General features: G+C 55.7%; 19 protein-coding genes. 10 read left to right on the forward strand and 9 right to left on the reverse strand.

What is annotated here, in order from left to right; genetic code table 11:
* On the reverse strand, nt 1-5,439 hold the full coding sequence (locus QZ517_RS06710) for an alpha-2-macroglobulin family protein (protein WP_294224071.1): 5,439 nt from the start codon (nt 5,437-5,439) through the stop codon (nt 1-3).
* 157 nt (nt 5,440-5,596) lie between these two features.
* Between QZ517_RS06710 and QZ517_RS06715 the strand changes: the two genes are divergently transcribed.
* Nucleotides 5,597-7,786 carry a response regulator gene (locus tag QZ517_RS06715; RefSeq protein WP_294224073.1) on the forward strand — a complete coding sequence of 730 codons (2,190 nt, stop codon included), beginning with the start codon at nt 5,597-5,599 and terminating at the stop codon, nt 7,784-7,786.
* Here QZ517_RS06715 and yaaA read toward each other — a convergent pair.
* The 3 genes from yaaA to QZ517_RS06730 all read right to left on the reverse strand — a co-directional run bounded on the left by yaaA (nt 7,771) and on the right by QZ517_RS06730 (nt 10,979).
* On the reverse strand, nt 7,771-8,544 hold the full coding sequence (gene yaaA, locus QZ517_RS06720) for a peroxide stress protein YaaA (RefSeq protein ID WP_294224077.1): 774 nt from the start codon (nt 8,542-8,544) through the stop codon (nt 7,771-7,773). The two genes, QZ517_RS06715 and yaaA, sit on opposite strands and share 16 nt — an antisense overlap.
* 27 nt (nt 8,545-8,571) lie before the next feature.
* On the reverse strand, nt 8,572-10,611 hold the full coding sequence (gene recQ, locus QZ517_RS06725; protein WP_294224080.1) for a DNA helicase RecQ: 2,040 nt from the start codon (nt 10,609-10,611) through the stop codon (nt 8,572-8,574).
* An 83-nt stretch (nt 10,612-10,694) separates the two neighbouring features.
* Entirely contained in the window at nt 10,695-10,979 is a 285-nt protein-coding gene (locus QZ517_RS06730; protein WP_294224083.1) for a YggT family protein, read from the reverse strand.
* A 125-nt stretch (nt 10,980-11,104) separates the two neighbouring features.
* On the opposite strand from QZ517_RS06730, the gene QZ517_RS06735 reads away from it, so the two are divergent.
* The 8 genes from QZ517_RS06735 (at nt 11,105) to QZ517_RS06770 (ending at nt 18,672) form a co-directional block, all read left to right on the forward strand.
* Complete coding sequence (locus QZ517_RS06735; protein WP_294224086.1) at nt 11,105-11,641, forward strand: acyl-CoA thioesterase; 537 nt, start codon at nt 11,105-11,107, stop codon at nt 11,639-11,641.
* Nucleotides 11,642-11,696: 55 nt separating this feature from the next.
* Nucleotides 11,697-13,082, forward strand: a complete 1,386-nt coding sequence (locus tag QZ517_RS06740) for an MFS transporter (protein ID WP_294224089.1) — start codon at nt 11,697-11,699, stop codon at nt 13,080-13,082.
* Complete coding sequence (gene mepA, locus QZ517_RS06745) at nt 13,064-13,981, forward strand: penicillin-insensitive murein endopeptidase (protein ID WP_294224091.1); 918 nt, start codon at nt 13,064-13,066, stop codon at nt 13,979-13,981. Before QZ517_RS06740 ends, mepA begins: the two co-directional genes overlap by 19 nt.
* 26 nt (nt 13,982-14,007) lie before the next feature.
* A complete protein-coding gene (locus QZ517_RS06750; RefSeq protein ID WP_294224093.1) occupies nt 14,008-14,856 on the forward strand; it encodes an esterase-like activity of phytase family protein in 849 nt (282 codons plus the stop codon).
* Nucleotides 14,857-14,955: 99 nt separating this feature from the next.
* On the forward strand, nt 14,956-15,591 hold the full coding sequence (locus tag QZ517_RS06755; RefSeq protein WP_294224096.1) for a queuosine precursor transporter: 636 nt from the start codon (nt 14,956-14,958) through the stop codon (nt 15,589-15,591).
* Between the two features lie 369 nt (nt 15,592-15,960).
* Nucleotides 15,961-16,383 carry an alternative ribosome rescue aminoacyl-tRNA hydrolase ArfB gene (gene arfB, locus QZ517_RS06760; protein WP_294224098.1) on the forward strand — a complete coding sequence of 141 codons (423 nt, stop codon included), beginning with the start codon at nt 15,961-15,963 and terminating at the stop codon, nt 16,381-16,383.
* Between the two features lie 67 nt (nt 16,384-16,450).
* Complete coding sequence (locus QZ517_RS06765) at nt 16,451-17,716, forward strand: aminotransferase class III-fold pyridoxal phosphate-dependent enzyme (RefSeq protein ID WP_294224100.1); 1,266 nt, start codon at nt 16,451-16,453, stop codon at nt 17,714-17,716.
* Nucleotides 17,713-18,672: a phosphotransferase gene (locus tag QZ517_RS06770; protein WP_294224102.1), complete on the forward strand. Its 960-nt coding sequence runs from the start codon at nt 17,713-17,715 to the stop codon at nt 18,670-18,672. Before QZ517_RS06765 ends, QZ517_RS06770 begins: the two co-directional genes overlap by 4 nt.
* On the opposite strand, the gene QZ517_RS06775 is transcribed toward QZ517_RS06770, so the two are convergent.
* The gene (locus QZ517_RS06775) at nt 18,669-19,115 is read right to left on the reverse strand and encodes a helix-turn-helix domain-containing protein (RefSeq protein ID WP_294224104.1); all 447 of its coding nucleotides are present in this window, start codon (nt 19,113-19,115) and stop codon (nt 18,669-18,671) included. The genes QZ517_RS06770 and QZ517_RS06775 overlap by 4 nt on opposite strands.
* Nucleotides 19,116-19,249: 134 nt before the next feature.
* Between QZ517_RS06775 and QZ517_RS06780 the strand changes: the two genes are divergently transcribed.
* Nucleotides 19,250-20,158 carry an alpha/beta fold hydrolase gene (locus QZ517_RS06780; RefSeq protein ID WP_294224107.1) on the forward strand — a complete coding sequence of 303 codons (909 nt, stop codon included), beginning with the start codon at nt 19,250-19,252 and terminating at the stop codon, nt 20,156-20,158.
* On the opposite strand, the gene pncB is transcribed toward QZ517_RS06780, so the two are convergent.
* The 4 genes from pncB to QZ517_RS06800 form a co-directional block, all read right to left on the reverse strand.
* Nucleotides 20,155-21,447 carry a nicotinate phosphoribosyltransferase gene (gene pncB / locus QZ517_RS06785; protein ID WP_294224109.1) on the reverse strand — a complete coding sequence of 431 codons (1,293 nt, stop codon included), beginning with the start codon at nt 21,445-21,447 and terminating at the stop codon, nt 20,155-20,157. The genes QZ517_RS06780 and pncB overlap by 4 nt on opposite strands.
* A gap of 74 nt (nt 21,448-21,521) precedes the next feature.
* A complete protein-coding gene (locus QZ517_RS06790; protein ID WP_294224112.1) occupies nt 21,522-23,765 on the reverse strand; it encodes a PAS domain-containing hybrid sensor histidine kinase/response regulator in 2,244 nt (747 codons plus the stop codon).
* A gap of 73 nt (nt 23,766-23,838) precedes the next feature.
* Nucleotides 23,839-24,435, reverse strand: coding sequence for a bifunctional nicotinamidase/pyrazinamidase (gene pncA / locus QZ517_RS06795; RefSeq protein ID WP_294224115.1), 597 nt, complete (start codon nt 24,433-24,435; stop codon nt 23,839-23,841).
* A 63-nt stretch (nt 24,436-24,498) separates the two neighbouring features.
* Nucleotides 24,499-24,984, reverse strand: a 486-nt coding sequence (locus QZ517_RS06800; RefSeq protein WP_294224118.1) for an N-formylglutamate amidohydrolase, incomplete at its 5' end; no start/stop codon positions are given.

Raw genomic sequence — 24,984 nt, forward strand, 5'->3', positions numbered from 1 at the left:
TTACTTGGTCACAACAAGGCGGGTCGCATCAGTGTTGGCGCGGTATTGCGGACGATACATATCCTCCACAGACGCGGCGGGATGATGATAACTGCCCGGCGACACGGCGCGCACGACATAGGCCAGTCTAAAGGTTTTATCCGACTGCCAATCCACGGCCGCCAGGAAGCGATCCGAGCGGAACTCGCTATGCTCAGCATAGGTTGGCTGTAGCCATTCGAGCGCCCGCACGTCCCCGCTGGCCAAGAGGTTGGGGTTGTCGATCTCAAACCCCGCAGGCAGCGGATCATTGATCATCAGACGCGCGCCAACTTTGCTGGATGGCGTGACTGTTAGAACCGTGACAAACCGATCACCTGACATGACCTCGGCACCAGTGACTTCGGCACCCTCCATAGTGAAATATTGGCGCGTGATCTGATAGCCATAGCCGCCACTTTGGATTGGATAGGTCGGAACACCAACAGTGGTGACGGTCACCGATTGTGCGCTATCTCCCTCATTCTTTAGGACAATATCAGAAGAGGTATCACTGTCAGACAAGCGCTCCAGCAATGGCCCTTTCAGCGCAACCCCATCCAAGCTCAAGGTGTTAGACGCCTCATCCTCAATGAGCGCATGCGCCGCCATCAATGACCAGACGGACTCCTGTGTGGACAAGTCATGCTCCGGTGCAGACACCAATGTGAGAAGCGCATTGCTGTCAATCGCTGCGCTCCCTGCTTCCACGGCCAAGGTTAGCGCCCCGGCAGCATCACGCAGGTGGGTGCCATAGTCCACACGCCACAGCGGGCTCTCTGCCTTTTGCGCCTGCCCTTCAATCAATTGTGCCGAGCGACGGAACATATAATCAGCCCGGGTTTGATCTCCATAAGAGGCAAGGGCTGCACCCAATTGCGCCGCCGCAAGCGGGGTGGCAAAGGCATTCCCTTTGACATCTGCGTAGTAACGCAAATCTCCCATATTTGCGGCGCCCTCCCGTGCCAAAACCAACAACGCATAGGCGAGGTCTTCGCCCCCATTGTCAAAATCCGGCGCATAATTCACGCGATTGCGCAGGTTGTTCATGGCTTGCGTGAAAGCCATATCCGGCACTGTGTGTCCCTGAGCTTTGGCACGAGACAGGAAATCACTGACATAGGCATCCAGCCAGAAGTCTCCAGAAGCAGGCCGCCATAGGCCAAATGCGCCGTTACTAGATTGACGGGTGAGCACCAGTTCGATGGCATCGGCAATGCGGGTGTCCAAGGTTTCGCTTGCCACCAGCCCCAGTGCATCCGCCACATCTTCAAAATACAAAAGTGGCAGAGTTTGAGACGCCACTTGTTCGGTACAACCGTATGGGTATCGGTCCAAGGCACGCATCAAACCCGGCGCATCAAACCGGGCCAACGCACCGGAGGACAAAACAGCCTCCCCTGTGCCTGCTCGTAACTCTGTAAACAGGTCGCCACCAATTGTTAGCGTTTCACCGCTGGCCAGAACAACCTGACGTGTCTCACTGATCTCCGGATCATTGTCCCGAACCGGCAGCGTCAATGTTTTGGTGAGCAATTTGCCATCTGGCGTGGTCAACGCAACGTTGATCACGTGATCTCCGACGGTTTGCGCGACAAGAGGCACGGACAATCTTGCAGATCCCTTTGTTTCCAAAGCCAACCCGGAAGGAATCTCTCCGGTGTCCAAAACAATGCCCCCGCTTGCAACAACATCCAGTCCCATGCGGCCAGATGGTCCTTCGGCGTGCACAAACTCCAACAACAGACGACTTTCATCCCCGGGTGCGAGGAACCGCGGCAAGCTCGCGGTGACCACAACAGGATCACGCACAAGAACATCTTTCTCTGCCTGTCCAACGCCAGTGGACGACCAAGCAACCGCCATCAGACGAACAGCGCCGTTGAATTGCGGAATGTCAAATTGCACCCGTGCCAAGCCATCAGCCCCAACTTCGACCGGACCTTTAAAGTAGGCGACCAGTTCTTCGGTTGGCGGCGGTGAGTCGAAAGTGGATCCTGCATTGGCATCACCACCAGACCGCAACGCCCCCATTGATCCGGACATTCCATTGATAAGACGGCCATAAATGTCGCGGATTTCCATACCTAAGCGACGCTGGCCAAAGTAGTGCTCAGACGGGTCTGGACTCGCAAAACCGGTCAGGTTGAGTATGCCAACATCAACTGCCGCCAACGTCACATAAGCGGTTTCTCCTGTCGCGATACCCGCGACCTTGAGAGACACATCAAGTGTTCCACGAGGCGAAATGTGCTCTGGCACATTCACTTCCACCGACAACTGTTTTGTACCTGGATCAACTTTTGCATAGCTCAAGCCTAACGCCCGCGCTGGGTTCTTTCCGGCCGGCACATCTGCGGGACGGATAACCGACGCGGTCACATAGGCACCCGCGCCCCATTCATCCGTTACCGGCAGCGGAATAACGTTTTCGCCTTCGCTTACCTCTACCGCATGCATCGAAATCAACCGATTAGACATCACTGATACCAGCGCCGTTCCGGCGAACCGGGGCACTAGACGGAGTTGCGCGGTTTCGCCACTACGGAACATGTCTTTGTCGAGCGACAATTCCAAAGTGTCGGGTGTTTCAGTGGCATCCACAGGCGCGTACCAACCAGCGTAGAACTCAACGGCACTGGAGACAAAATCGCCGCCCTCTTGTTCCACAACGATTTCATAGCGTCCCCAATCGACATCCGCGCCGACCTCAATAACACTGCTTCCCAACGTTGCGGCACCGCTTGCCACGGCCGTGCGACGGGTGGTTGGCTCCCATTCCCAACTGCCGCCAAGCTGATACCACTGATAACGTGTCTCAACGCGGTTCACTGTCCACTGGATGGGCATCTCGGTCCGTGTCAAATCTGGTGACAAAGCCAGCAAGTCAAACCGTGCGGTGCCGCCCTCAGGCACAACATCGCCTTCGAACTTAGGCTTGATGCCAATCAGAGATGTTTGCGCGGCCACCGGATGAGACAGTCTGCGTTCCACAGGACGGCCGGAGCCCTCGAGCACACGTACAGAAATCTCAGCCGACAAGACGCGCCCTGCGGCCTCTTGAGCTGGTAGAGGCAGGAAGAGATCAACCTTACCCTCAGCATCAGTGACATCGCCGTAGAAGTACTCTGTTTGGCCATAGAAAGGCGTATCGTAACGCCCAAATTGGTACCCTTCAAACCCGTCAACCTCTGACTGTGTCCGCAGAGTTAGTTGGCCTTCAACATCCAAATCCGCCGCAGGTGCGCCAAACAGATACCGCGCTTCGAGTTTGAGCGGCTCCGGATTATCCTCAATCAACGGCCCGTCTGGCGGGATCATGTCAAAATCGATGCGTTCTGGCAGAAAATCTTCGACTAAAACCTTCGCCGTCGCCAGAGCAGGCGCATCCAGGTCAGATTTCAACTCTAGCGTCCAACGTCCCCGCGGGACTGTTGTACCCAATGGCATGTCAAACACGTGCCCGCCCGCCAGACCCTCTGCGGATACCTTCCGGCTGTACTCTACGCCATCAGGACGCGAAAGGAGCGCCGTGACAGGCAAAGCAGGTAGCGCCTCAGCCAATGGCCCACGCGCCAGCGCGGTCACATGGATGGTTTCACCTGCACGATATGCCCCCCGGTCGGTCGCGACAAATAGATCAATCGGAGGTGCCGCCGGCCGACCCTCGACCCCACGATCTGACAGATCAAAAGCTGGATCGGTCAATGAGAGGAAAGAGAAATCCTCACCACTTTCCACCATCAGCAACGCGGGCGCCTGCGCACCCGTTCCCCGTGTGAGGCCTGCGTCAAAACGGACATAACCCTCTGCATCACTGGCCCCTGTTCCAAGCACGCGATTGGCGCGAGAAATCAAGGATACTTTCACGTCTTGCATTGCTGTCGCATCCGAAAGACGGCGGACAAAGGCGTGCAATCCGTCAGTCCCGTTCAGGCTGGTCAGTCCAATGTCGGACAGCAAAAACCACTGCGTCGCAGAGGTCTCATCGTATTTATCGGCCCCCGGAAGATCTGCCGTCAGCGCGTAAACCCCGGCAGGTTGCCCGGCCACAAGATCCGCCATAGGCAGGCGCGTTGTCACCGTTTGGTTGAGCGCGTTCTGCACGTCACCAGTGCCGGTCCAAATTGTCTCAGCCACATCACGGGCAAAGTCATCCACTTGCCAATAGCTCAAGGGCTGACCGAAATAGCTGTCCTGAATCGCGCGCAGGATGTTTCGGTCATTCACCCGTTGCAGGGTCAACTCAACCTCGTCCAAATTGACAGTTTCGATTGGCAATCCCGCCTCCGGACCTCGGGGGAGCACATAGGCGCGACCGCCAAAACCCACTTTGGGGCTACGGTCGCGGACATAGGCATTTAGGATGATATCTTTGATCAGTGTCTCGCCGTTTTGCGCCGGCAATCCTTCGCGGAAGGTAACTTCCAAACGTTGGCCATGAGTGAGGCCTTCCACACAAATCCGCTGCTCTTCGATGTGCAAAGCCATACGGGCGTCAGGTAGCTTCACAAAAGGTGCATAATCCTGACCAACTTTGATCAATGGCTCATTAAATTCCGCACAGACGCGCGGATCTTGCAGGTCACTTTCCACCACATGTTCAGAAACACGGAACCCGTATTTGCCAATCGCGGCTTCAAGTCGGCGGCCAACATCGGCACGCGGTTGAAGGGTTTCCGCCAAGCGCAGACTACGCAGCACGGATTTTCCACGTTCTTGATTATCAAACTGATCCGCCATCAAAATCAAGGCGTTAACTTGCTGCGCGCGATCCTTCGCCCGCAAGAAGGCGTTGATACTGCCCAAAAATGCCCGCTCGCGATAGGTACGTGTCTCCGACGACTTGTTGCTTTTCAGGTTCGCATTCAGATGCGCGTATTCATACCAAAGATCACTTCGGTCTGCCTTGGCCAAAGCCCCCCCTGTCCAGCGCATCGCACTCAGGGAATTGCCTTCCGCACGACGGTCTCTTGCGGCATCCAACATCTCCTGCACAGCCCAAGGACCACCGGCGTGATAGCGGCCAATATTGGCGGCCAAATCTTTGGCGCGCTCAAAATCTGTTTCCCTGAGAAACGACAGCTCGGCAGCGCGATCTTCCGCCAACAAATGGGTGCCGCGCGGTGTATCAAAAACTTCTGCAGAGAGTGCGCCTTCGTATGGCTGTCGATCGCTGACTGCTGATTTTGGAAAGCAGGCGTTGGACTTTTTGTTGAAGGTAAAAGCGACACACTCTGAATTGGCCAGGCACGTTCGAACGCACGCGTCGTAAGTGGTATCAAAAATGTTTTGCAAGTCCGATCCGTAGAAATCCACATCGCGACTCACAACAACACGTCGATCTGGGACAAACGTATCCTCAGCAAAAACCGAACCAGAACTCACAGTCAAAAATGCAGCCAAAAGAAAACGAAACATCAAGCTTCTCCATCAATCAATGATGCAATGGTGCCACGCGCCCCGTTGACTTGGCAACGGAAAGAAAAGCCTCGGTCAAGCCGTTCCCGATTAAGCAGATGTTCATGGACATTTGAGAGAACACCAACAACGGAATGGACGATTTAGGGATCGGCGTATGTCGCTGGCGCAAAAACTCGCTGACGAAAGACGGGCACGTTTGGCGGCCGAACGCTTGCTGGAGCTGAAGAAGCGCGAGCTTTATGCAGCCAACCGCAAGCTCGGCAAGCATGCTGCGCAGCTGTCTAACGAGATTGTCGAGACCCGCGCGGAATACCAAACCGTCGTCAACGAAAACAAAAAAGTTCGAAATGATCTCGAAACTGCCAAAGAACGCGCGGATCAAGCGGAACGCCGGCTTTGGCATTCAATTGCCACGATCCGCGACGGATTTGCCTTCTTTGACGCAAAGGGTAAAATGATCGCTGCAAATCCCGCCTATTTGGCGATTTTTGAAGGTGCGGATCACATCAAGCCTGGCATCAGTTACCAAGAAATCATGACATTCGCCGCCCATGAAGGGCTGTTTATTTTGGAAGACACTTCTCCGGACGACTGGTGTAACATGATGGAACAGCGCTGGCACGATAACGAGCCAGAGCCAGTGATCGTACGCCTTTGGAACGAAGAGTTCCTGAAGCTGATTGATCAACGTGATCACGGCGACGACCGCGCCAGCCTTGCACTCAACATCACAGACTCCGTCCGAAAAGAAGCGGAGTTACAACACGCACGGCACGAAGCCGAAGCTGCCAGCCAAGCAAAATCTGCCTTTCTCGCCAATATGAGCCACGAACTCCGCACCCCAATGAACGGGGTTGTTGGGATGGCCAGCTTGCTGATGGACACATCGCTGAGCGAAGAGCAAAAACTGTTTGCGTCAACGATCAAAAACTCTGGTGAGGCACTGCTGTCGATCATCAATGACGTGCTCGACTATTCCAAACTGGGAGCCGAGAACGTCGGCCTACGCACAGAGCCGTTTGATCTGGAGCGCTGCATCCACGAAGTTATGACACTGCATCAAGGATCCGCCCGCGAAAAAGGGTTGGAGCTGTTAGTGGATTACGACCTTTTCCTGCCCACAAAGTTTGTGGGCGACATTAGCCGGATGCGCCAAATTCTGACCCATCTGGTTGGCAATGGTGTCAAATTCTCACACCATGGGCACGTGCAAGTGCAAGTTGTTGGTGTCATTACCAATGACGGTTCCGAAGCAGTGATTCATGTCACCATTCAAGACACCGGAATTGGCATTCCAGAAGAAAAGCTGGAGCACATCTTTGGTGAATTCAATCAGGTCGACACCAGCCAGAACCGCGAATTTGAGGGCACCGGGCTTGGCCTGGCGCTCACGAAACAATTGGTCAGTCTGATGTCCGGGGAAATCTGGGTTGATTCTGTCGTGGATGAGGGCACGTCTTTTGGCTTCCGACTCTCGATGCCAATCGAAGAAGATTGTGACCAACTCCCGATTCCGCTGCCAGACAATGTTCAGCATGTTTTGGTGGCATCGGATATGGAAGTAAACAGCGACCTACTGCACAAGCAACTTGAACAAATGGGAGCAACCGTCACGATCTGTACAGACCAGACACAGGTTGTTCTTCTGGCGCCTCATGTAGACTTGATCCTTGCTGATCACACGCCATCCGGCATCAACGCACGTGAACTGGGGGCCGAACTGCAGAAGATGGAGATCACCACACCCATTTTGGCGCTCACGGGTGATCTGAAAGCTTTTGCTGGAATGGAAAAAGACTCCCTTGTGAAGGCGATTTTGCAGAAACCCGGATCGCGGGCGGAGCTGAACTTGGGGATTACCAAGGCGGCGAGTGCTGCACGCTCTCACTCATCTCTTCAGCCCCGGCCTGCCAAACGCCGGATGCGGGTCTTGTCCGCGGAGGACAATAAAACCAACCGGTTGGTACTTGAGAAGCTCCTTAAGTCGTTGGACATTGAATTGGAGTTTGCGCACGACGGCGTCGAGGCTGTCGAGAAATTCCAAACCTACGCACCCGACCTCATCTTCATGGACATTTCCATGCCCCGCATGGACGGAACAGCGGCGACTCAAAAAATACGTGAGTTGGAAGGGGCTTCCAACAAACGCACGCCGATTATTGCGCTTACTGCTTTGGCCAACGAAGGCGACGAGGAGCACATTCTGTCACACGGGCTGGACAAGTACCTGACCAAGCCGCTGCGAAAGAATGAAATCTTCAGTGTGATTGCAGAAATCTATACTGGGGAAACAGCAGATCCGTTCCCCGAACCAGAAGATTTGCCGCGTCAGGCCTCTGGATAGTCTCGTAAAAACACCCACCGATCGCCTTCTGACATGTCTGGCTGGTAGCGATACCCGCCGTAGTCAAAGTCTTTGAGGCCTTCAGCATCCTGCAACCGATTGTGGATGATGTAACGCGCCATGCTGCCCCGCGCCTTTTTGGCGAAAAATGATACGATTTTTGCCGTGCCGTTGCGGGCTTCCATGAAGACAGGCGTGATTACACGCAACTTCAATGCTGAAAGATCGACCGCGCCAAAGTATTCTTGGCTTGCGCAATTAATCAACGTATCGGCCTTGATGTCACCCGCTTGTGCCCGCAGAGCTTTTGCTGGAGCCTGTCGCCAGTAGTCGTAAAGGGATTTGCCACGCCGCGTCTTTAGACGACTGCCCATTTCGAGGCGGTAAGGCTGCATGGCGTCCAGCGGACGCAGCACGCCATAAAGACCCGACAATATGCGCAAATGATCCTGCGCCCAATTCATTTCGTCCTGTTCAAGGCTTGCTGCATCCAAACCAACATAAGTATCGCCCGCAAAGGCGTGGACTGCAGGCCGGGTGACTTCAATACCGGGGACCTCTTCGAACGCCTTGAAACGGGCTCGATTCAACTTGGCGAGATCCGGACTTAGATCCATCAGCTTGCGCAGCTCGGTCAGCGTGAGGTTGCGGGCAGTTTTTGCCAAACGCACCGCGTCTTCCTGAAACTCGGGTTTCGTTGTCGGCCCCTCCACGGGATCCCAATTCAATCGTTTGGCAGGGGAAATCACAACAAGCATCGAGCGCTCCTCATCTCTTGGATATGTTTAGGTGGCATCGCGCAACACGTCCAGGAACGCATCCCCAAATCGGCCGGCTCGACGATCGCCCAAAAGGCGCTCCATCGATTGAGTGTCGCGGGGCTTGGCGCTTGCGATCTTTGCCAACAGGCCAGCGGAACAGCTCATCGGTTTATCGATCCCATCGGGACCTCGAAGCAACTTGGTTTGTGCTTCCAGAAGCAAATCGTATAGGTCCGCATCCTGTCGGCCCGCTATCTTGCGCCGACTCGGGTGCATTTGCTCTGCCTCGCCGTTGATCACTTCTAGAAACGCATCGCCGTAATTGGCCAGCTTTTTGGCCCCAACCCCGTTTACACGTGCCATCTCGTCCAAATTTGTCGGCCGCACTTCTGACATTTCAGCCAAAGTTCGGTCCGGAAAGATTACATAAGCTGGGACTTTGGCGGCTTCAGCCAAGGCGCGGCGTTTGGCCTTTAGCGCCGACATCAACGGCGCGTTTTCCTCACTCACCAGCGTTTTAGCCGCGGGTCTGCGCGAGGTAGCACGAATGGTATCCCGGCGAAGCTTCACTGTTTCTTCATCCCGCAACACGGGACGTGCGCGGTCTGTCATGGTCAATGCACCGTGGCGTTCGGGATTGGGGCGCACAAGATCATGGCCCATCATCTGACGGAACACCGCCTGCCATTGGCGTTTATCGTACTCCGTGCCAACACCGTAGGTTGGCAAAACGTCATGTCCACGCTCGCGCACTTTTTCGGTGTCATTGCCGAGCAGAATATCGATCAGATGACCGGTGCCAAACCATTCCCCTGTACGCAAAATGGCGGACAAAGCTTTGCGCACTGCAACTGTTCCATCAAACACTTCGGGCGGGGTGTCACAAAGGTCGCACTTGCCGCACGTGACTTCGGTTTCGCCAAAGTATTGCAACAGATTCGCGCGGCGGCACTCCAAAGCTTCCGCCAAACCCAGTAGTGCATTCAGGCGCGCATGATCTGCCGCACGTCGTTCAGGAGGCGCGAGGCCTTCGTCGATTTGCGACCGCCGCAACCGAATATCATCTGGGCCAAACAATGTCAGCGTTTCGGCCGGAGCCCCATCCCGTCCGGCACGACCGATTTCTTGGTAATAGGCCTCAATCGACTTGGGCAAATCTGCGTGCGCAACCCATCGGATATCAGGCTTATCAACCCCCATGCCAAACGCCACAGTGGCGACAACAATCAGACCATCTTCCCGTTGAAATCGGACTTCGGTATCACGTCGTTCCTGTGGGTCCATGCCACCGTGGTAGTGCAGCGACAGATGGCCTTCCTCCCGCAACGCTTTGGCCAGGGTTTCGGTTTTGGCGCGGGTGCCGCAATAGACAATGCCAGACTGCCCCTTACGGGCCGCAGCAAATTGCAAGATTTGCTTTCGTGGATTGTCTTTGGCCGCGAAGGCCAGATGCAAATTGGGCCGATCAAACCCATGCAAGAAAGTTTGCGGCGCTGCGCCACCAAACAGACGTTCAACAATTTCGTCACGGGTTTCGGCGTCAGCTGTGGCTGTGAAGGCGGCAATTGGAACATCCAAGGCGTGTTGCAACTCGCCAATGCGCAGATAATCAGGCCGGAAATCATGGCCCCACTGGCTCACACAGTGCGCTTCATCCACCGCAATGAGACCAACACCAATTTGGCGCAACATGCCCAACGCCGCGCCCGAGGCCAAACGTTCGGGCGCGATATAGAGAAGTTTGAGACGGCCAGCATCAAGAGCCTCCCAAACCTGCGCGGTTTCTTCTTCAGTATTGCCAGAGGTCAGCGCTCCCGCCTCAACCCCTGCCTCACGCAGTGCTCGCACCTGATCCCGCATCAGCGCAATCAAAGGTGAGATCACAACAGTGACGCCACTGCGAATAAGGGCAGGAAGTTGATAACACAGAGATTTTCCACCGCCAGTTGGCATGATGGCAAGCACATTGTCACCACGGGTGACAGCGTCCACGATCTCTTCTTGTCCCGGGCGGAAGGCATCAAAGCCAAAAACATCGCTCAGAACCGTGGTTGCGGCCTGCATTCCACACCTTTTTTATTGGGACAATCTGCGTTTTGCGCGACTGTCCCATAGGCAGGCGGTCGCCTCAAGCCCGAAGGCACAGGTTATCCGAGAAGAACCGCCGGCAGGATGTAGTCACGCAACGAAATGATTATGACAAATACCACCAAAGGCGCGAGATCAAGCGGACGGGTGTCCGGCATCACACGCCGCACCGGTTCGTAGATCGGCTCCAACAGGCGGTTTAGGCCAGCCCAAATTTGCGAAACCAGTGGTTGGCGTAGATTCAACACCTGAAAATTGATCAACCAGCTCATGATGATATGTGCCAGCATAAAGAAGAAGGCGATATCCAAGATCAGCCGCAGTGGGCCATAAATTGCCATCATGAGAGGTTCCTTTGCTCCGATTGGGGCACAGTTAAGCACCGTTGCGTCAAAGCACAAGGCTGTGCTGGAATCTCGGTTGACGATGTGTTGCTGAGTGCATTGAAAGGCAAGCAAAGGAGAGCCTTATGTATCCCATCATGCGCATGGTCAAAGAGCTGATCAAATTTCGAAACGCCACGCCGCTGCCGTTGACCGGCTCTCATGTGTCTGAGCACAGATGCTGGCCCTCTGACATTGACCTGTGGATGGAGCTCAACAATGGACGCACACTGACCCTGTTTGATCTTGGCCGCATTCCGCTGGCGCAAAGGATCGGTTTGGTTGCGGTGCTGCGCCGCAAAAAGTGGAGCATGACCATGGCGGGCGCAACTGTGCGATATCGTCGCCGCATCCGCACATTTGAAAAGGTCGAAATGCGCAGCCGAGCGGTGTTTTGGGACAAGCGCTTCATCTATCTGGAACAATCCATGTGGAAGCAAAACGGCGAATGCGCCAACCATGCGCTGTACCGTGCCGCTGTTACTGACAAGGCCGGGATTGTAACGCCTGACAAAGTTTTGGCAGCGATGGGAAACACTGAAGATGCCCCTGACGCACCGGAATGGGTGGCCAAGTGGGTTGCCGCAGAATCCACCAGACCGTGGCCTCCGATGCAGGATTAACTTGCTAAGGTTGTGGCATCCTGTCTAAGTGTAAACAAAGTCCGGGGGGATGCGGATGTCAGATGTTTCTGCGCGCAAGCGCATTTGGGGTTGGTTCTTCTTTGATTGGGCGAGCCAGCCATATCACACGCTTCTTGTGACCTTTATTTTTGGCCCGTTTTTTGCAGCGGTGGCCTCCGAGTTCTTCATGAATGCCGGCCAGAGCGAGGACGCCGCAAAGGCAAGTGCTCAGACACTTTGGGCCTGGAATATGGGGCTGGCGGGCCTTGTGATTGGGATTGGCGCGCCATTTCTTGGCGCTCTGGCTGACACACGAGGCCGCAAGCGTCCATGGATCATCGGCTTCTCATTCATGTACGTAATCGGTGCAGCGGCCTTGTGGTTTACGGCACCAGACGGCTCCAATATGTATTGGATGCTGCTTGTGTTTTCGATTGGATTTATCGGCGCGGAATACGCCCTCATCTTTACCAATTCGCAGTTGCCGGACTTAGGCACCGAAGAAGAGATTGGAAAAATTTCCGGCTCCGGATTTGCTTTTGGATATTTCGGCGGCTTGTTGGCGTTGATTGTGGTTTTGGTTTTCTTTGCGGAGCAAGGCGATGGAGTGACCATTGTTGGCTTGGCTCCCGGACTTGGGCTTCTCGATCCGGAAGCACGTGAAGGCACGCGCGCTGTTGGTCCATTCACGGCAATTTGGTTCCTTGTCTTTATGATCCCATATTTCCGGTGGGTGCATGATCCGTTGATTGCAAAAGTGCGCGGTACTGTGGGGGATGCTCTCGGAACTCTAAAAGCGTCCATTGGAAACCTCAAAACCCGTCGCAGCCTACTCCACCTCCTCATTGGGTCTATGCTGTATCGCGATGCGCTGAACGGAATTTATGCATTTGGTGGCATCTATGCGTTCAACGTTTTGGATTGGACCGTCCCACAAGTTGGCATATTTGGCATCATCGGGGCAGCCTCCGCCACCCTGTTTTGTTACATCGGCGGCAAAGTCGACAGCCGCATTGGTCCCAAACCTGTGGTGATTTTTGCGATTTGGGTGCTCATTCTGCTGTGCTTCGTACTGGTCAACATGTCCCGTGACGCACTGTTTGGGATCCCACTGGCTGAGGGCAGCAATCTGCCTGATATCATTATGCTGGCGGCGGGCGCGTTGATTGGGGGCATGGGCGGCATTTTGCAAGCGTCGAGCCGTTCGTTGATGGTGCGTCACACTGATCCCGCGGTGCCGACCGAGAGCTTTGGCTTATACGGTTTGTCAGGGCGTGCTACTGCGTTCATCGCCCCCATTCTCATCGGATTGGCGACCACAATTACCGGATCCGCGCGTTTGGGCGTTTCCCCTGTGATCTTGCTTTTCTTGTTGGGTCTGATCCTGCTACGCTGGGTCAATCCACAGGGAGATAGAGAAACATGGGGTACCGCCTCTTAACAATTCTCGCCCTAATCGGGCTCGCGGCATGCAAAAACGAAGCACCGGAGCGCACGGTTGCGGTGTCGACGCAGCAACAGGTTCCCGTGAGCATGCAAGGTGTCCAGGCCAAGCAACTCTTTGGGGCGAAACCAGCGGCCTCGCAACAATCAAGCGCACCGTTTGGAGGCTATTCCAAAGGGTGCTTGGCAGGTGGTGATAGGTTGGCGGAAACCGGGCCAACATGGCAGGCCATGCGGCTGTCACGCAATCGGAACTGGGGCCACCCCGAGACAATTTCCTACATCAAAGACCTATCCGCCAAAGCGGCACAGCAACCTGGGTGGAACGGGCTCTATATCGGCGATATCAGCCAACCTCGCGGCGGACCCATGTTGACGGGGCACCGCTCTCACCAATTGGGTCTGGATATTGATATCTGGATGCGACCCACGGACCGGCTTAACCTCACAGCCACCGAGCGTGAGGGTATCTCGTCGATCTCCATGCGTCGTGACAAAGGCGCTTATGTGAACAACAGTTGGTCCAAACAGCATCATGAAATTCTGAAGGCCGCGGCAAGTGATCCAAGGGTTGCTCGGATTTTTGTCTTCCCAGGTGCAAAAGTGCAGATGTGTAATGACGAAAAAGGTGACCGGTCTTGGCTGCGTAAGATCCGGCCCTGGTGGGGGCATCACTATCATTTCCATGTGCGGCTCAAGTGCCCAAGTGGTACGGCGGGGTGTGTGAACCAAGACCCGCCACCTGCAGGAGATGGGTGTGACGACGCGGAAAAGTGGGTCCAGGATATTTTGTTTCCACCTCCACCCGACCCAAATGCACCAAAGCGAGAGCCAAGACGTGAACTTCAAATGACGGACCTGCCTCAACAATGCGTCACAGTTTTACAATCGCCGTAACGGCGTGTTTGCTCAGTGCAGGATTATTGGCCGGACGCAGCCTTAGCGGGGACGCGTCCGGGGAACTTGCAGAGCATGTTTCCACCTACACTTGGCGCCTGCATGAAGGATGGTTTGGCGGCTTCTCCGGGTTGGAGCTTTCGGCCGACGGGTCACGAATGGTTGCGCTCTCTGATCGTGGAACCTTTGTGACCGGTGACGTGCGGCGCAATGCGGACACCATTGTCAGCATTGACAACTTGGAACCCTATCGGGTGCTGAACACGGCGGGAAAGTTCCCTGCCAAAGCAGGATTGCGAGACAGTGAGGGGCTGGTTTTGCAAAAGGATGGCAAACTGATCGTGTCCTTCGAAGGCAATCACAGGCTTAACAAGTTTGCTGCTCCCGGTGCAAAAGCCAACCAAATGCCGTGGCCCAAAGAGCTGAACCAAATGAAGTTGAACGGCGGGTTTGAAGCTTTGGCCATCAACAACCAAGGTGATATTTTTGCGATTCCGGAGCAGCCACTTGGCAGCAAAGATACCGCACAGGTTTACGCCTTGAAGAAAGGCACCTGGACAACAGCTTTTACCTTGCCGCGCGAGAAACAGTTTCAGCCTGTAGGCGCAGACTTCGGCCCCGACGGGAGATTGTACTTGCTTGAACGTGGGTTCAATGGGCTGGGATTTCGCATTCGAGTGCGCAGTTTCACTATCGACAAGAACACCGTGGGTGACGAAAAGCTGTTGCTTCGCAAAGGTGTAGGCGCTCACGACAACCTTGAGGGGCTTGCGGTTTGGCGCGATGATCAAAATCGCATACGTCTCACCATGATCTCAGACGACAACTTTCGTTTGGTGCAGCGGACAGAAATCGTCGAATATATGATCCCGTAATTATACTTGCTTTGTAGAACCCTGCACGGTAGGAGCGCCCCGTCCCGCGGCGGTCGCGGGGCCAAGTCGCCGCTACCTTGACAAAACGGGCTCAGACAAATGAAAACGACCTATCTTCCCGGCATTATTGCCATGGCTGCTATTGTTGTAGCCTCTAATATTCTTGTGCAATTCCTCTTTGGTCAGTGGCTGACCTGGGGTGCATTCACCTACCCTCTCGCTTTTCTTGTGACCGACGTCATGAACCGCGTTTACGGGGCACCCGCCGCGCGAAAAGTGGTTTTTGCTGGTTTCATCGTGGGTGTAATCTGTTCCTTCATTGGAACAAAGATCATGCTGCAGGGCGACGGCTTCACCTATCCAGCCGTGACTTTGCGTATTGCAATCGGCTCTGGATTCGCCTTCCTGACGGCGCAACTGCTTGATGTTGCTATCTTTGATCGGCTGCGCGAGGGCGCTTGGTGGCGGGCACCATTGGCGTCTACGCTGATCGGATCCTCTTTGGACACTGCGATCTTCTTCACTGTCGCCTTCAGTGGCACGCTGAACATCCTTGAACCAAGCAACGACGTGAGCTGGGCAGGTGAGATGCTGCCTTTGCTGGGCGTTGGACCTGTGGTGCCGCTTTGGGTGAGCCTTGGCTTTGCTGACTGGTGCGTAAAGCTCTCGCTTGCGCTGATCGCTCTTGTGCCGTTCCGCATGATCGTGGGGTTTTTGACGGCACGCACCACATGATTTTGTTTGACATATCTCCATCCTGTGGCAGGCTGGAGATACGCGAAACAAATTGAAGGGAGGTGCCCATTGTCTAGAGAAGCTATGGAGAACGAGGTCGGAACAGTTTGGGGGGAGCGCAGCTGAGGCAGCCCTTGGCTGACGTAAAGTCCGAATTGGTGTGATCCTAACCGATGCACCTCCAATCATCTCGAAGGGCTGCCTCCAACGCGGGAGGCGGCCCTTTTTGTTGCCGCGTTAACCCCTCAAAGTCACCCAAAAACCACGTCGGTATCACGTCAGTATTACGACTGTATTGCGGAGGTGCGTATGTTGAGCGCATACCAAGGCGTAAATCTTAATGGTAGGCCGCGCAACGCGGAAAGAGACATGCTGCGGATCAGCGACGAGATCACAATTGAAGACTGGGAGCTGACGGAACAGTTCATGCGCGCCAGCGGACCTGGCGGGCAGAATGTGAACAAAGTTGCCACCGCTGTGGAGCTGCGTTTTGAAGCGGCGCGTGCGCCTGCGCTTACTCCGCAGGTGAAGGCACGCCTCAAGAGATTGGCCGGACGACGCTGGACCAAAGACGGTGCCATCATCATTCAATGTGACGAAACCCGTAGCCAAGCCCGCAACCGCGACATTGCTCGGGAGCGCTTAGCCGAACTGATCCGCAAATCCCTGGTGGCGCCAAAGCGGCGGATCAAAACCAAACCCACCTACGGCAGCCAGCAACGTCGCCTGAAATCCAAAAAGGTCCGTGGTGACGTTAAGGCGATGCGGGGCAAGGTCTCCCGCGACGACTGATTGTGGGGTTGCAGCCCCCCTGCTTCGAGCGCAGTAATGGCGCGGGAGCAAATTGAGGGAGCAATCCATGTCGGATGCATTGGCGCGGCGCAAGCGGCTGTTGGGGCCACATGTCACTACCTTTTACAAAGAGCCGGTGCACCTTGCACGTGGCGAGGGGGTTTGGCTGTGGGACACGGACGGACGCAAATATTTGGACTGCTACAACAACGTGCCACATGTCGGGCATTGCCATCCCCGTGTGGTGGAGGCGATCGCTACACAAGCCGCGACGCTGAACACCCATACACGTTATGTACATGACGGCATTTTGGATTACGGCGAGGCGCTTACTGCGAAGTTTGACCATGACCTGACCAGCATGGTGATGGTTTGCTCCGGCTCTGAGGCCAACGACGTGGCGTTGCGCATGGCGCAGGCGATGACCGGCAAGACCGGTGTGATCACCACAGACAACACCTATCACGGCAACACCTCTGCGGTGAGCCAGCTTAACAGCTCCAAAACCCCGATTGGTGGGTTTAAAGACCATGTGAAGCGTGTGCCTGCACCGGACAATATGGCTCCGGTTGGCGGCACGCGCGAGGGTCAGGCGGCGGCGTTTGCCGCAGCCGTGAAAGACGCAATTGCAGAGCTTGCGGCGTCAGAGCACGGGCTGTCTGCGCTGATCATTTGTCCGTACTTTGCCAACGAAGGTTTCCCCACACTGGAGAAAGGCTTCCTCGATGAGGCCGTTGCAGCGGTGAAGGCGGCGGGCGGCATTGTGATTGCCGATGAGGTGCAACCGGGGTTTGGCCGGATTGGCAGCCATTGGTGGGGGCATCAGAAACTGGGCTTTGCGCCGGATATCGTGACGCTGGGCAAACCGATGGCAAACGGACATCCGGTGGCAGCGACGATCACACGTCCGGAAATCCTGACTGCGTTTCAGGAAGGCTTCAAATATTTTAACACCTTTGGCGGCAACCCGGTGAGCGCGGCGGCGGCGCATGCGGTGCTCAATGTGATCGAGGACGAAGGCTTGGTCGCCAATGCGGCGGACGTGGGTTCCTACGCGGTAGCGCAGTTGAAAGAACTGCAGACACGGTATGACGTGATTGCCGATGTGCGCGGCTCGGGCTTGTTCCTTGGCGTGGAACTCTGGCGCGACGGGAAACCGGCCACAGAAATTTGCACAGCGATGATTGACGAGATGCGCGACCGTGGCGTGCTGCTGCACAGCGAAGGGCGTTACGACAACACGCTCAAAATTCGCCCGCCCTGTGCGTTTGACCGTAGCAATGCAGACCTGTTGGTGGAGACCCTAAATTCGGCGTTTGAGGCGGTGCTATGAACAATCAAGAGGCCATTGTGGCCGCGCAGGAGGCGCTGAAGGCTTGGGGTGTGGAGATGACTCCTCGGTTGATCAAAAACCGTGAGAACATCGTGCTGGAAGCGGCTGGGCCGGATGGACAGCGCGCCGCACTGAGGCTGCACCGGCCAGGCTATCAAAGTGATGATGCGATCCGCTCTGAGCTTTGGTGGTCTGAAGCTTTGGTTGCATCTGGAATGGTAGTGCCACAGCCAATCCGCACGTTAGCTGGCGAAGTGTTGGCAACGGGCGGTGAACGCGTTGCTTCTTTGGTGACTTGGCTGGACGGTGAGCCACTGGGCGAAGGTGGCGTACAATTGGCCATGCCTGAGGCGGAGCAGGAACGTCTGCATGAGGCCCTGGGGGCAGAATTGGCGCGGTTGCATGTGGCAAGTGATGCCATGACCCGACCAGAAGCGTTTGAGCGTGAGGTTCTGGATTTGGAGGCTTTGCTCGGAGAGACCCCATCTTGGGGGCAGTTCTGGGAGAATACCAGCCTTTCAGAAGAGGAAGCAGCGCTGCTGCTGTCGTGCCGTGAGAAGCTGCGGGCTGTGATTTCGGCGCATGCGGAGGCGGGGGGCGACTTTGGCCTGATCCATGCGGACGCGTTGCGGGAAAACGTTTTGGTTCAGGCGAGTGATGCGCGTTTGATCGATTTTGACGACGGTGTGTTTGGCTTCCGCATGTATGAGCTGGGCGTGGCCATGTCGCAGAATTGGGATCAGGCCAATGAGTCGGCCTTGGGCACAGCCTTGTTGCGGGGGTATGCGTCTGTGCGGGCCTTGCCGGAGGGCGCGGCGCAGCTTCTTGAGGCCTTTACCGTGATGCGGGCGATGGCGTCTTGCGGCTGGGTCATTGGCCGCTATGCCGATGACCATCCGGCGGTGCGGGACTATGCCGAACGCGCAATTGCCATGGCAGAGCGCTATTTGGCTTAATCGCGGTTGGCCTCAACCCAGATAGATGTCGATGTAATTTCGGTGCCCGTATTAGTGTCGATCACTTTGGGCGCCGTGGGTTGGCGCGTTTCTCGGTCCAGAAAACGGTAGGGTTCCGGCTTGTCCGTCGGCAAGTGGGCTTGCGCCCAACCTGTCATGGCTTGCATCACCGGCACAAAATCCTTGGCGGATTGCGTGGGATGATACTCATGTCGCAGCGGGCGCTGCTGATACGGTTTGCGCTCCAATAGGCCGTGGGCCTCCAACCGCTTGAGGCGGTCGGAGAGCACATGGCGGGTGATTCCCAACCGTTTCTGAATGTCGTCAAAGCGACGAATGCCAAACAGCGTGTCGCGCAGGATCAGCAGCGTCCAGCGGTCGCCAAGCACTGACATGGTGCGGGCCACGGAGCAGCCTTCGTTGGGGAGATCGGTCCATTTCATGTCTGACACCTAACATCTCTGGTTGGTTTTCCCAATAGGTTCCAAAAACAGACCTTGACTCAGTTCTGTTTTGGAACCTATCTATATAGTGAGTTCTATTTTGGAACCCTATGAATTGATTTCGGGAGGTCCTCATGACCGACAGCAGTGTTCCTTCAGTTGTGCGACGGCGGCGTAAGTTGCCTCAGATCCAAAAGTTGGCGCAGTTGGCGGCGCTGCGTAGCCAGATGTGGGTTCTGTCGCGCACATCACCGGACAAGGCAGCCACACGGTTGGCAGACCTGTTCACCACCCCTTCCCGCCCCACTGTCCGCCACTGGGAACATCGCGCCATGACGCAGGCCCACTACGCGCGGCGGCGGTTTGGCAATCTTGGTTTCTTGTCCGTGTACCGATGGCGACCTGACAATGTCGCGCCCAAAGGTAAGGTCCTGCTGATGCACGGATTTGGCGGGCGTGTGAGCCAGCTCAGCGGCTTTGCAGAGGCTTTGGTGGCGGCTGGTTATGAGGTTGTAGGATTTGATGCCCCGGCGCATGGGATGTCTCCCAACAACCGTGCCGCTTTGCCTGATTTTGTCGACGCGCTCGAGATGTTTGCCACGCAGGAAGGACCGTTTCACACGGTGATTGGGCACTCCATGGGGGGCGCGGCTTTGGCCACGGCGCTGCGGCTTGGCATGGGCGCACAGCGGGCGGTGTTGATTGCGCCGCCGGTGTATCCGGGTACCTATTTGGCGCAGGCCGGGCGTATGTTGGGTGCTACAGAGAAGGTCACAGGTCGTGCACAAGCGTTGATAGAATCGCAGTATGGGCGGGCGTTTGATGAGTTTCGCACGCCGCTCAATGCGTCGGTGCTCACACAAAATGCCCTGATCCTGCATGATCGCAGCGACCGGCAGGTGCCTTTGGCGGAGGGGCAATTGGTAGCTGCAGCGTGGCAGGATGCCAAACTGGAGGTCACCGAAGGCCTGGGACACACGCGCATTTTGCGGGACCCCAGCACAGTGGCCTTGGTGCAGAAGTTCCTGATGGAAACTGTTTAGACAATCACGTCCATTTCTTCCTGCTGACCCACGCCAAACACACGCTTGTAGCGCTCGATTTCGCTGGCGGGGCCCATGGCTTTGTTCGGGTTGTCCGACAGTTTGACCGTCGGCTTGTCGTTGGCTTTGATGGCTTTGCATACCATGGAGAATGGCGCGAGGCCTTCGCTTTGGGTCAAGCCACGGAAGTCATTGGTGAGCAATGTGCCCCAGCCAAAGGACACGCGCACGCGGCCAGCAAATTGCATGTGCAATTCGGCAATTTTGGCGGTGTCCAGACCATCGGAGAAGATCACCAGCTTCTTGGTGGGGTCTTCGCCGCGCTCTTTCCACCAACGAATGGCGATTTCCGCGCCTGTGGCGGGATCACCACTGTCGATGCGAATGCCGGTCCAGCCTGCAAGCCAATCCGGTGCGCCTTTCAAAAAGCCTTCGGTGCCATAGGTGTCCGGTAGAATGATGCGCAGGTTGCCTTCGTGCTCTTCATGCCAGTCCGCGAGAACTTGGTAAGGCGCTTGGCGCAACTCTTCATCATTTTTCGCCAGTGCGGAGAACACCATCGGTAATTCATGTGCGTTGGTGCCAATCGCTTCCAGATCGCGTTTCATCGCAATCAGACAGTTGGAGGTGCCAACAAATTTGTCACCCAAGCCTTCCACCATGGCCTGCACACACCAGTCTTGCCACAGATAGGAATGACGACGGCGGGTGCCAAAGTCCGCAATCCGCAGATCTGGCAGGGTGCGCAGATGGTCAATTTTTTCCCACAGCTTGGTCATGGCGCGGGCATAGAGCACTTGCAGCTCAAACTTGCGCATATCGTGCAGAACGGCGCGGCCGCGCAGCTCCATCAACACCGCCAAAGCCGGAATTTCCCACAGCATGACCTCGTGCCATTTGCCTTCAAACGTCAGCTCATATTGGCCGTCGCGCTTTTCCAGATGGTAGTCCGGCAGGCGCATGTTTTCGAACCACTCCATAAAGTCAGAACGGAACATCTGCCGCTTGCCGTAAAACGTGTTGCCGCGCAGGAACGTGCTTTCGCCACGGGAGAGCGACAGTGACTGGATATGGTCGAGCTGTTCACGCAACTCGCCTTCGTCGATCAACTCTGCCAAACGGATGTTGGAGGATCGGTTGATCAGGCTAAAGGTGACATGCGCGTCAGGGCGATTGCGGAAAATCGACTGACACATCAGCAACTTATAAAAGTCGTTGTCGATGAGTGACCGCACAATGGGGTCAATCTTCCATTTATGGTTCCAGACGCGGGTGGCGATATCGACCATAATTTCTGGTCCTCACAGTCTTGTTTCGCCGTTAATACCCAGAAAATCAAAGGCCTGAAAGCCTTTATGGCGCATCACCCCATACGTGCGGCTGATGTGCGACTTTCAAGCCCATGTGCAATGGCTCGCAACAACTCGGCACGCCGCACTGGCTTGGGCAGGAAACCGTTCATGCCAGCCTCCAAACAGGCCTGACGGTCGCTGCGGTATGCGTTGGCGGTCAGAGCGATGATATGGGGTTGGGTCGGCATCTGCTTGCGAATGAAGCGGGTGGCATCAAGCCCATCCATGACCGGCATTGACATGTCCATGAGCACAATCTCCGGCTCGTGCTGCTTCACCATCTCAACTGCCTCTTCGCCGTTTACCGCAGTTACCAAGGTGAGCGGCAGATCCTTCAACAGCTTTTGAACAAGGAACCGATTGGTTCGGTTGTCTTCCGCCAGCAGGACAGTTGTGCCTTCAAACACGGCTGAGTCCGGCAATACATCTGGGTCCGCCACGCGCTTTGCAGGCAGATTGACTGACGGAAAGTCCACTTGGACAACAAAACAAGAGCCAACATTCACAGCGCTGGTTGCGACAACATCGCCGCCCATCATGCGGGCCAATTGGCGGGAAATTGCGAGACCCAAACCGGTGCCGCCAAACCGGCGCGTGGTGGCGGCGTCAGCCTGCGCAAATTGGTCAAACACGTGCTCAATTCGATCCGGCGCGATGCCGATTCCGGTGTCGGTCACGGAAATTTCCAGCCCGTGATCCGGGCCTTCTTTCACGGTGCCAACCTGGACGGTCACGTTGCCGGTTTCGGTGAACTTGATGGCATTGCCAATCACATTCACCAAAATTTGACGCAACCGACCGTCATCCCCCCACACGGTGCGCGGGAGATTGTCAGCTGTTTCAATGATAAGGGGAATGCCCTTTGCGGCTGCCTGTGGGCGCATCAGATTGACCACTTCGTCCAGACAAGGCTTTAACTCAAAAGCGATGGAGCTGATCTTGAGATGACCGTCCTGCAATTTTGAGAAGTCGAGAATGTCGTTGATGATGGTCAGAAGTGCCTCAGATGAATGGCGAATGGTTTGCACATAAAGCGCTTCTTCTGAGCTGAGTTTCGCGTCACTTAGCAGGTCTGACATGCCAATAATGCCATTCATGGGTGTGCGGATTTCGTGACTCATTGTCGCCAAGAAAGCGGTTTTGGCGCGCTCGCCCATTTCTGCGGCCCGTTTTGCCTCCGCCAATTCCGCCTCACGCTGCTTTTTGAGGGTGATATCGCGATCCACTGAGACGACCATCTCCAAATTTCCGCGATCATCAAACACTGGGGACAGATTGGTCTCCACCCAAAAAGCCGCACCGATTTTGGTGTAATTGACGTTTTCACCGTGGGCCGGCACGCCATCTTTGATCGCCTGAGTGAAGCGCCGCAGGGTTGCGGGATCAGACCTGGGACCATGAAGGTATTGAGTGGGATGTTTTCCAACAACCTCGGACAGCTTGTATCCGGTTTTACGGGTAAACGCCGGGTTGACCCATAAGGTATTGGCTTGCGCATCCAGCATAATGATACTGTCGACGGCATTTTCGGCAATTGAGCTGAGCCTGCGCCCTTCGCGTTGACGCTCCTGCAAAGAGGCGTTGGCTTTGGCCAGCTCAAGCCCCTGTTCAATTTGTCGACGTTGTTGGCGCAACTCCCGAAGGCGACCAGTTGTGACGTAGCTGACAAACGGCAGCATCGTGTAGGCCACCATCATGGTGGCAACGATGTTGTAAAAAAGCTGCTCCCGCTGGTACTGCAGGGCGTAAAAATCAGCGACAAACAACCCGACCACTGTAGCTCCATACACCAGAAGGCGTGCAATGGCCGCTCTTTGATGGAAGGCCAGTGCCATAATCGCATTGACGGCACCTGAACCCATGTAGGCCAAACAAAGTAGCAACGCCGCGTCCCGTGGAATGGCGGACCACAGGATGGTGACAAAGGCTGACAAACCCAGAGCCTGAGCAAAAGCGGTGACGGTGGTTTTAAATTGGATCTGTTTGACCGACACACCGCGATTGAGCTGCTTCTCCACGCCGCGCAGTAGCGTGGTATCCAGCATCTCGCCAAACAAGGAGACACCAAACGCCATCAAGCCAGTCACAGGCGACACCGTGAAGGCGAGAAGCAGTGCCCCAAAAAGCGACAGCGACTGGCGCGTATAGAAATGGCGCAGTCGACCACGCGCATAACGCACCAACAAACCTTCAGGCGTATTGCGCTTGTCAAAAGCCTCTAGAGCCCGGTTAAGTTCGTGAATTTCCGCAGCCATTTCCCAGTCTTCACAACCTACTAATGATGGGTAAATGACCGAACTTTGGTTAACAAACCAAGAAGATTATGCCTCAAATGCGAGAAATACCTGCGTCATCCATGGCTTTTTCAGCAGTCGCAAGGGAGCCATCCAAGTCAATCGCGCGGCAGAGACCTTGGCGTAAATTGACGTTGAAGCCAAGCCGTGCCGCATCCAAGGCGGAAAACTGAACACAGAAATCTGTTGCCAGGCCAACCATGGTGAGTTCCGACACGCCGAGGCCTTTGAGGTAACCATGCAAGCCTGTTGGAGTTTTCTGGTCGTTCTCAAAAAACGCGGAGTAGCTATCAATCTCTGGGTTCATGCCTTTGCGGATGATCATGTTGGCGCGGGTCACATTGAGATCGACATGAAGGGCCGCGCCGTTGCTGCCCTGCACACAGTGGTCTGGCCACAACACCTGAGGGCCGTACGGCATATCGATCAGCTCATAGGCAGATTTGCCGTTGTGGCTGCTGGCAAAAGACGAATGGCCTGCCGGGTGCCAGTCTTGGGTCAGGACAACCGTGTCGAACTCCGCGATAAGCGCGTTGATGCCGGGGACAATCTGATCGCCTTCGGGCACGGCCAGCGCACCGCCGGGGCAAAAGTCGTTTTGCACATCAATCACAATCAAGGCGTTGGACATTTTGGTCTCCTCAAGTTGCGCAGAGCCTTATCAACTGCGGCGCGCAGGTCAACGTTTCTCCGCCTATTCGGCGGCCAGGCTGTTGGTCTCCGGCTGGCCCAAACGGGCAATTTGGGCGACCACCTGCGTTAGTCGTTCGCGGAAGCTGTCAAAATCGGAATTTGGCCGAATGCTGGCCTCATCCATGTAGAGCGACCGGTCGATTTCAACCTGAACCGCATGTTGCGCCTTAAGCGGACGGCCATAGTGCTGTGTGACATAAGCCCCGGCAAAAGGTGTGTTGCGGGAGACAACAAAACCCGCCTTTAGAAAGGCCGCTTCGATTTGGTCCACCAGTTCCACATCTGCTGCGGCACCAAAGCGGTCTCCAAGTACTACTTCGGGACGCGGCACGCCGCGACGTGTTGCGCTTTCCACGGCCTCTCGGGGCATGGAGTGGCAATCCACCAAAATGGCCTCGCCAAATTTTTCACGGGCGGCCTCCAGCAGCGCCTGGAGTTCGGCATGGTACGGACGCCAATACGCATCAATTCTGGCGTCCGCCTCAGC

It is taken from the genome of uncultured Shimia sp. (genome assembly GCF_913054185.1).
Taxonomy (GTDB): domain Bacteria; phylum Pseudomonadota; class Alphaproteobacteria; order Rhodobacterales; family Rhodobacteraceae; genus Shimia.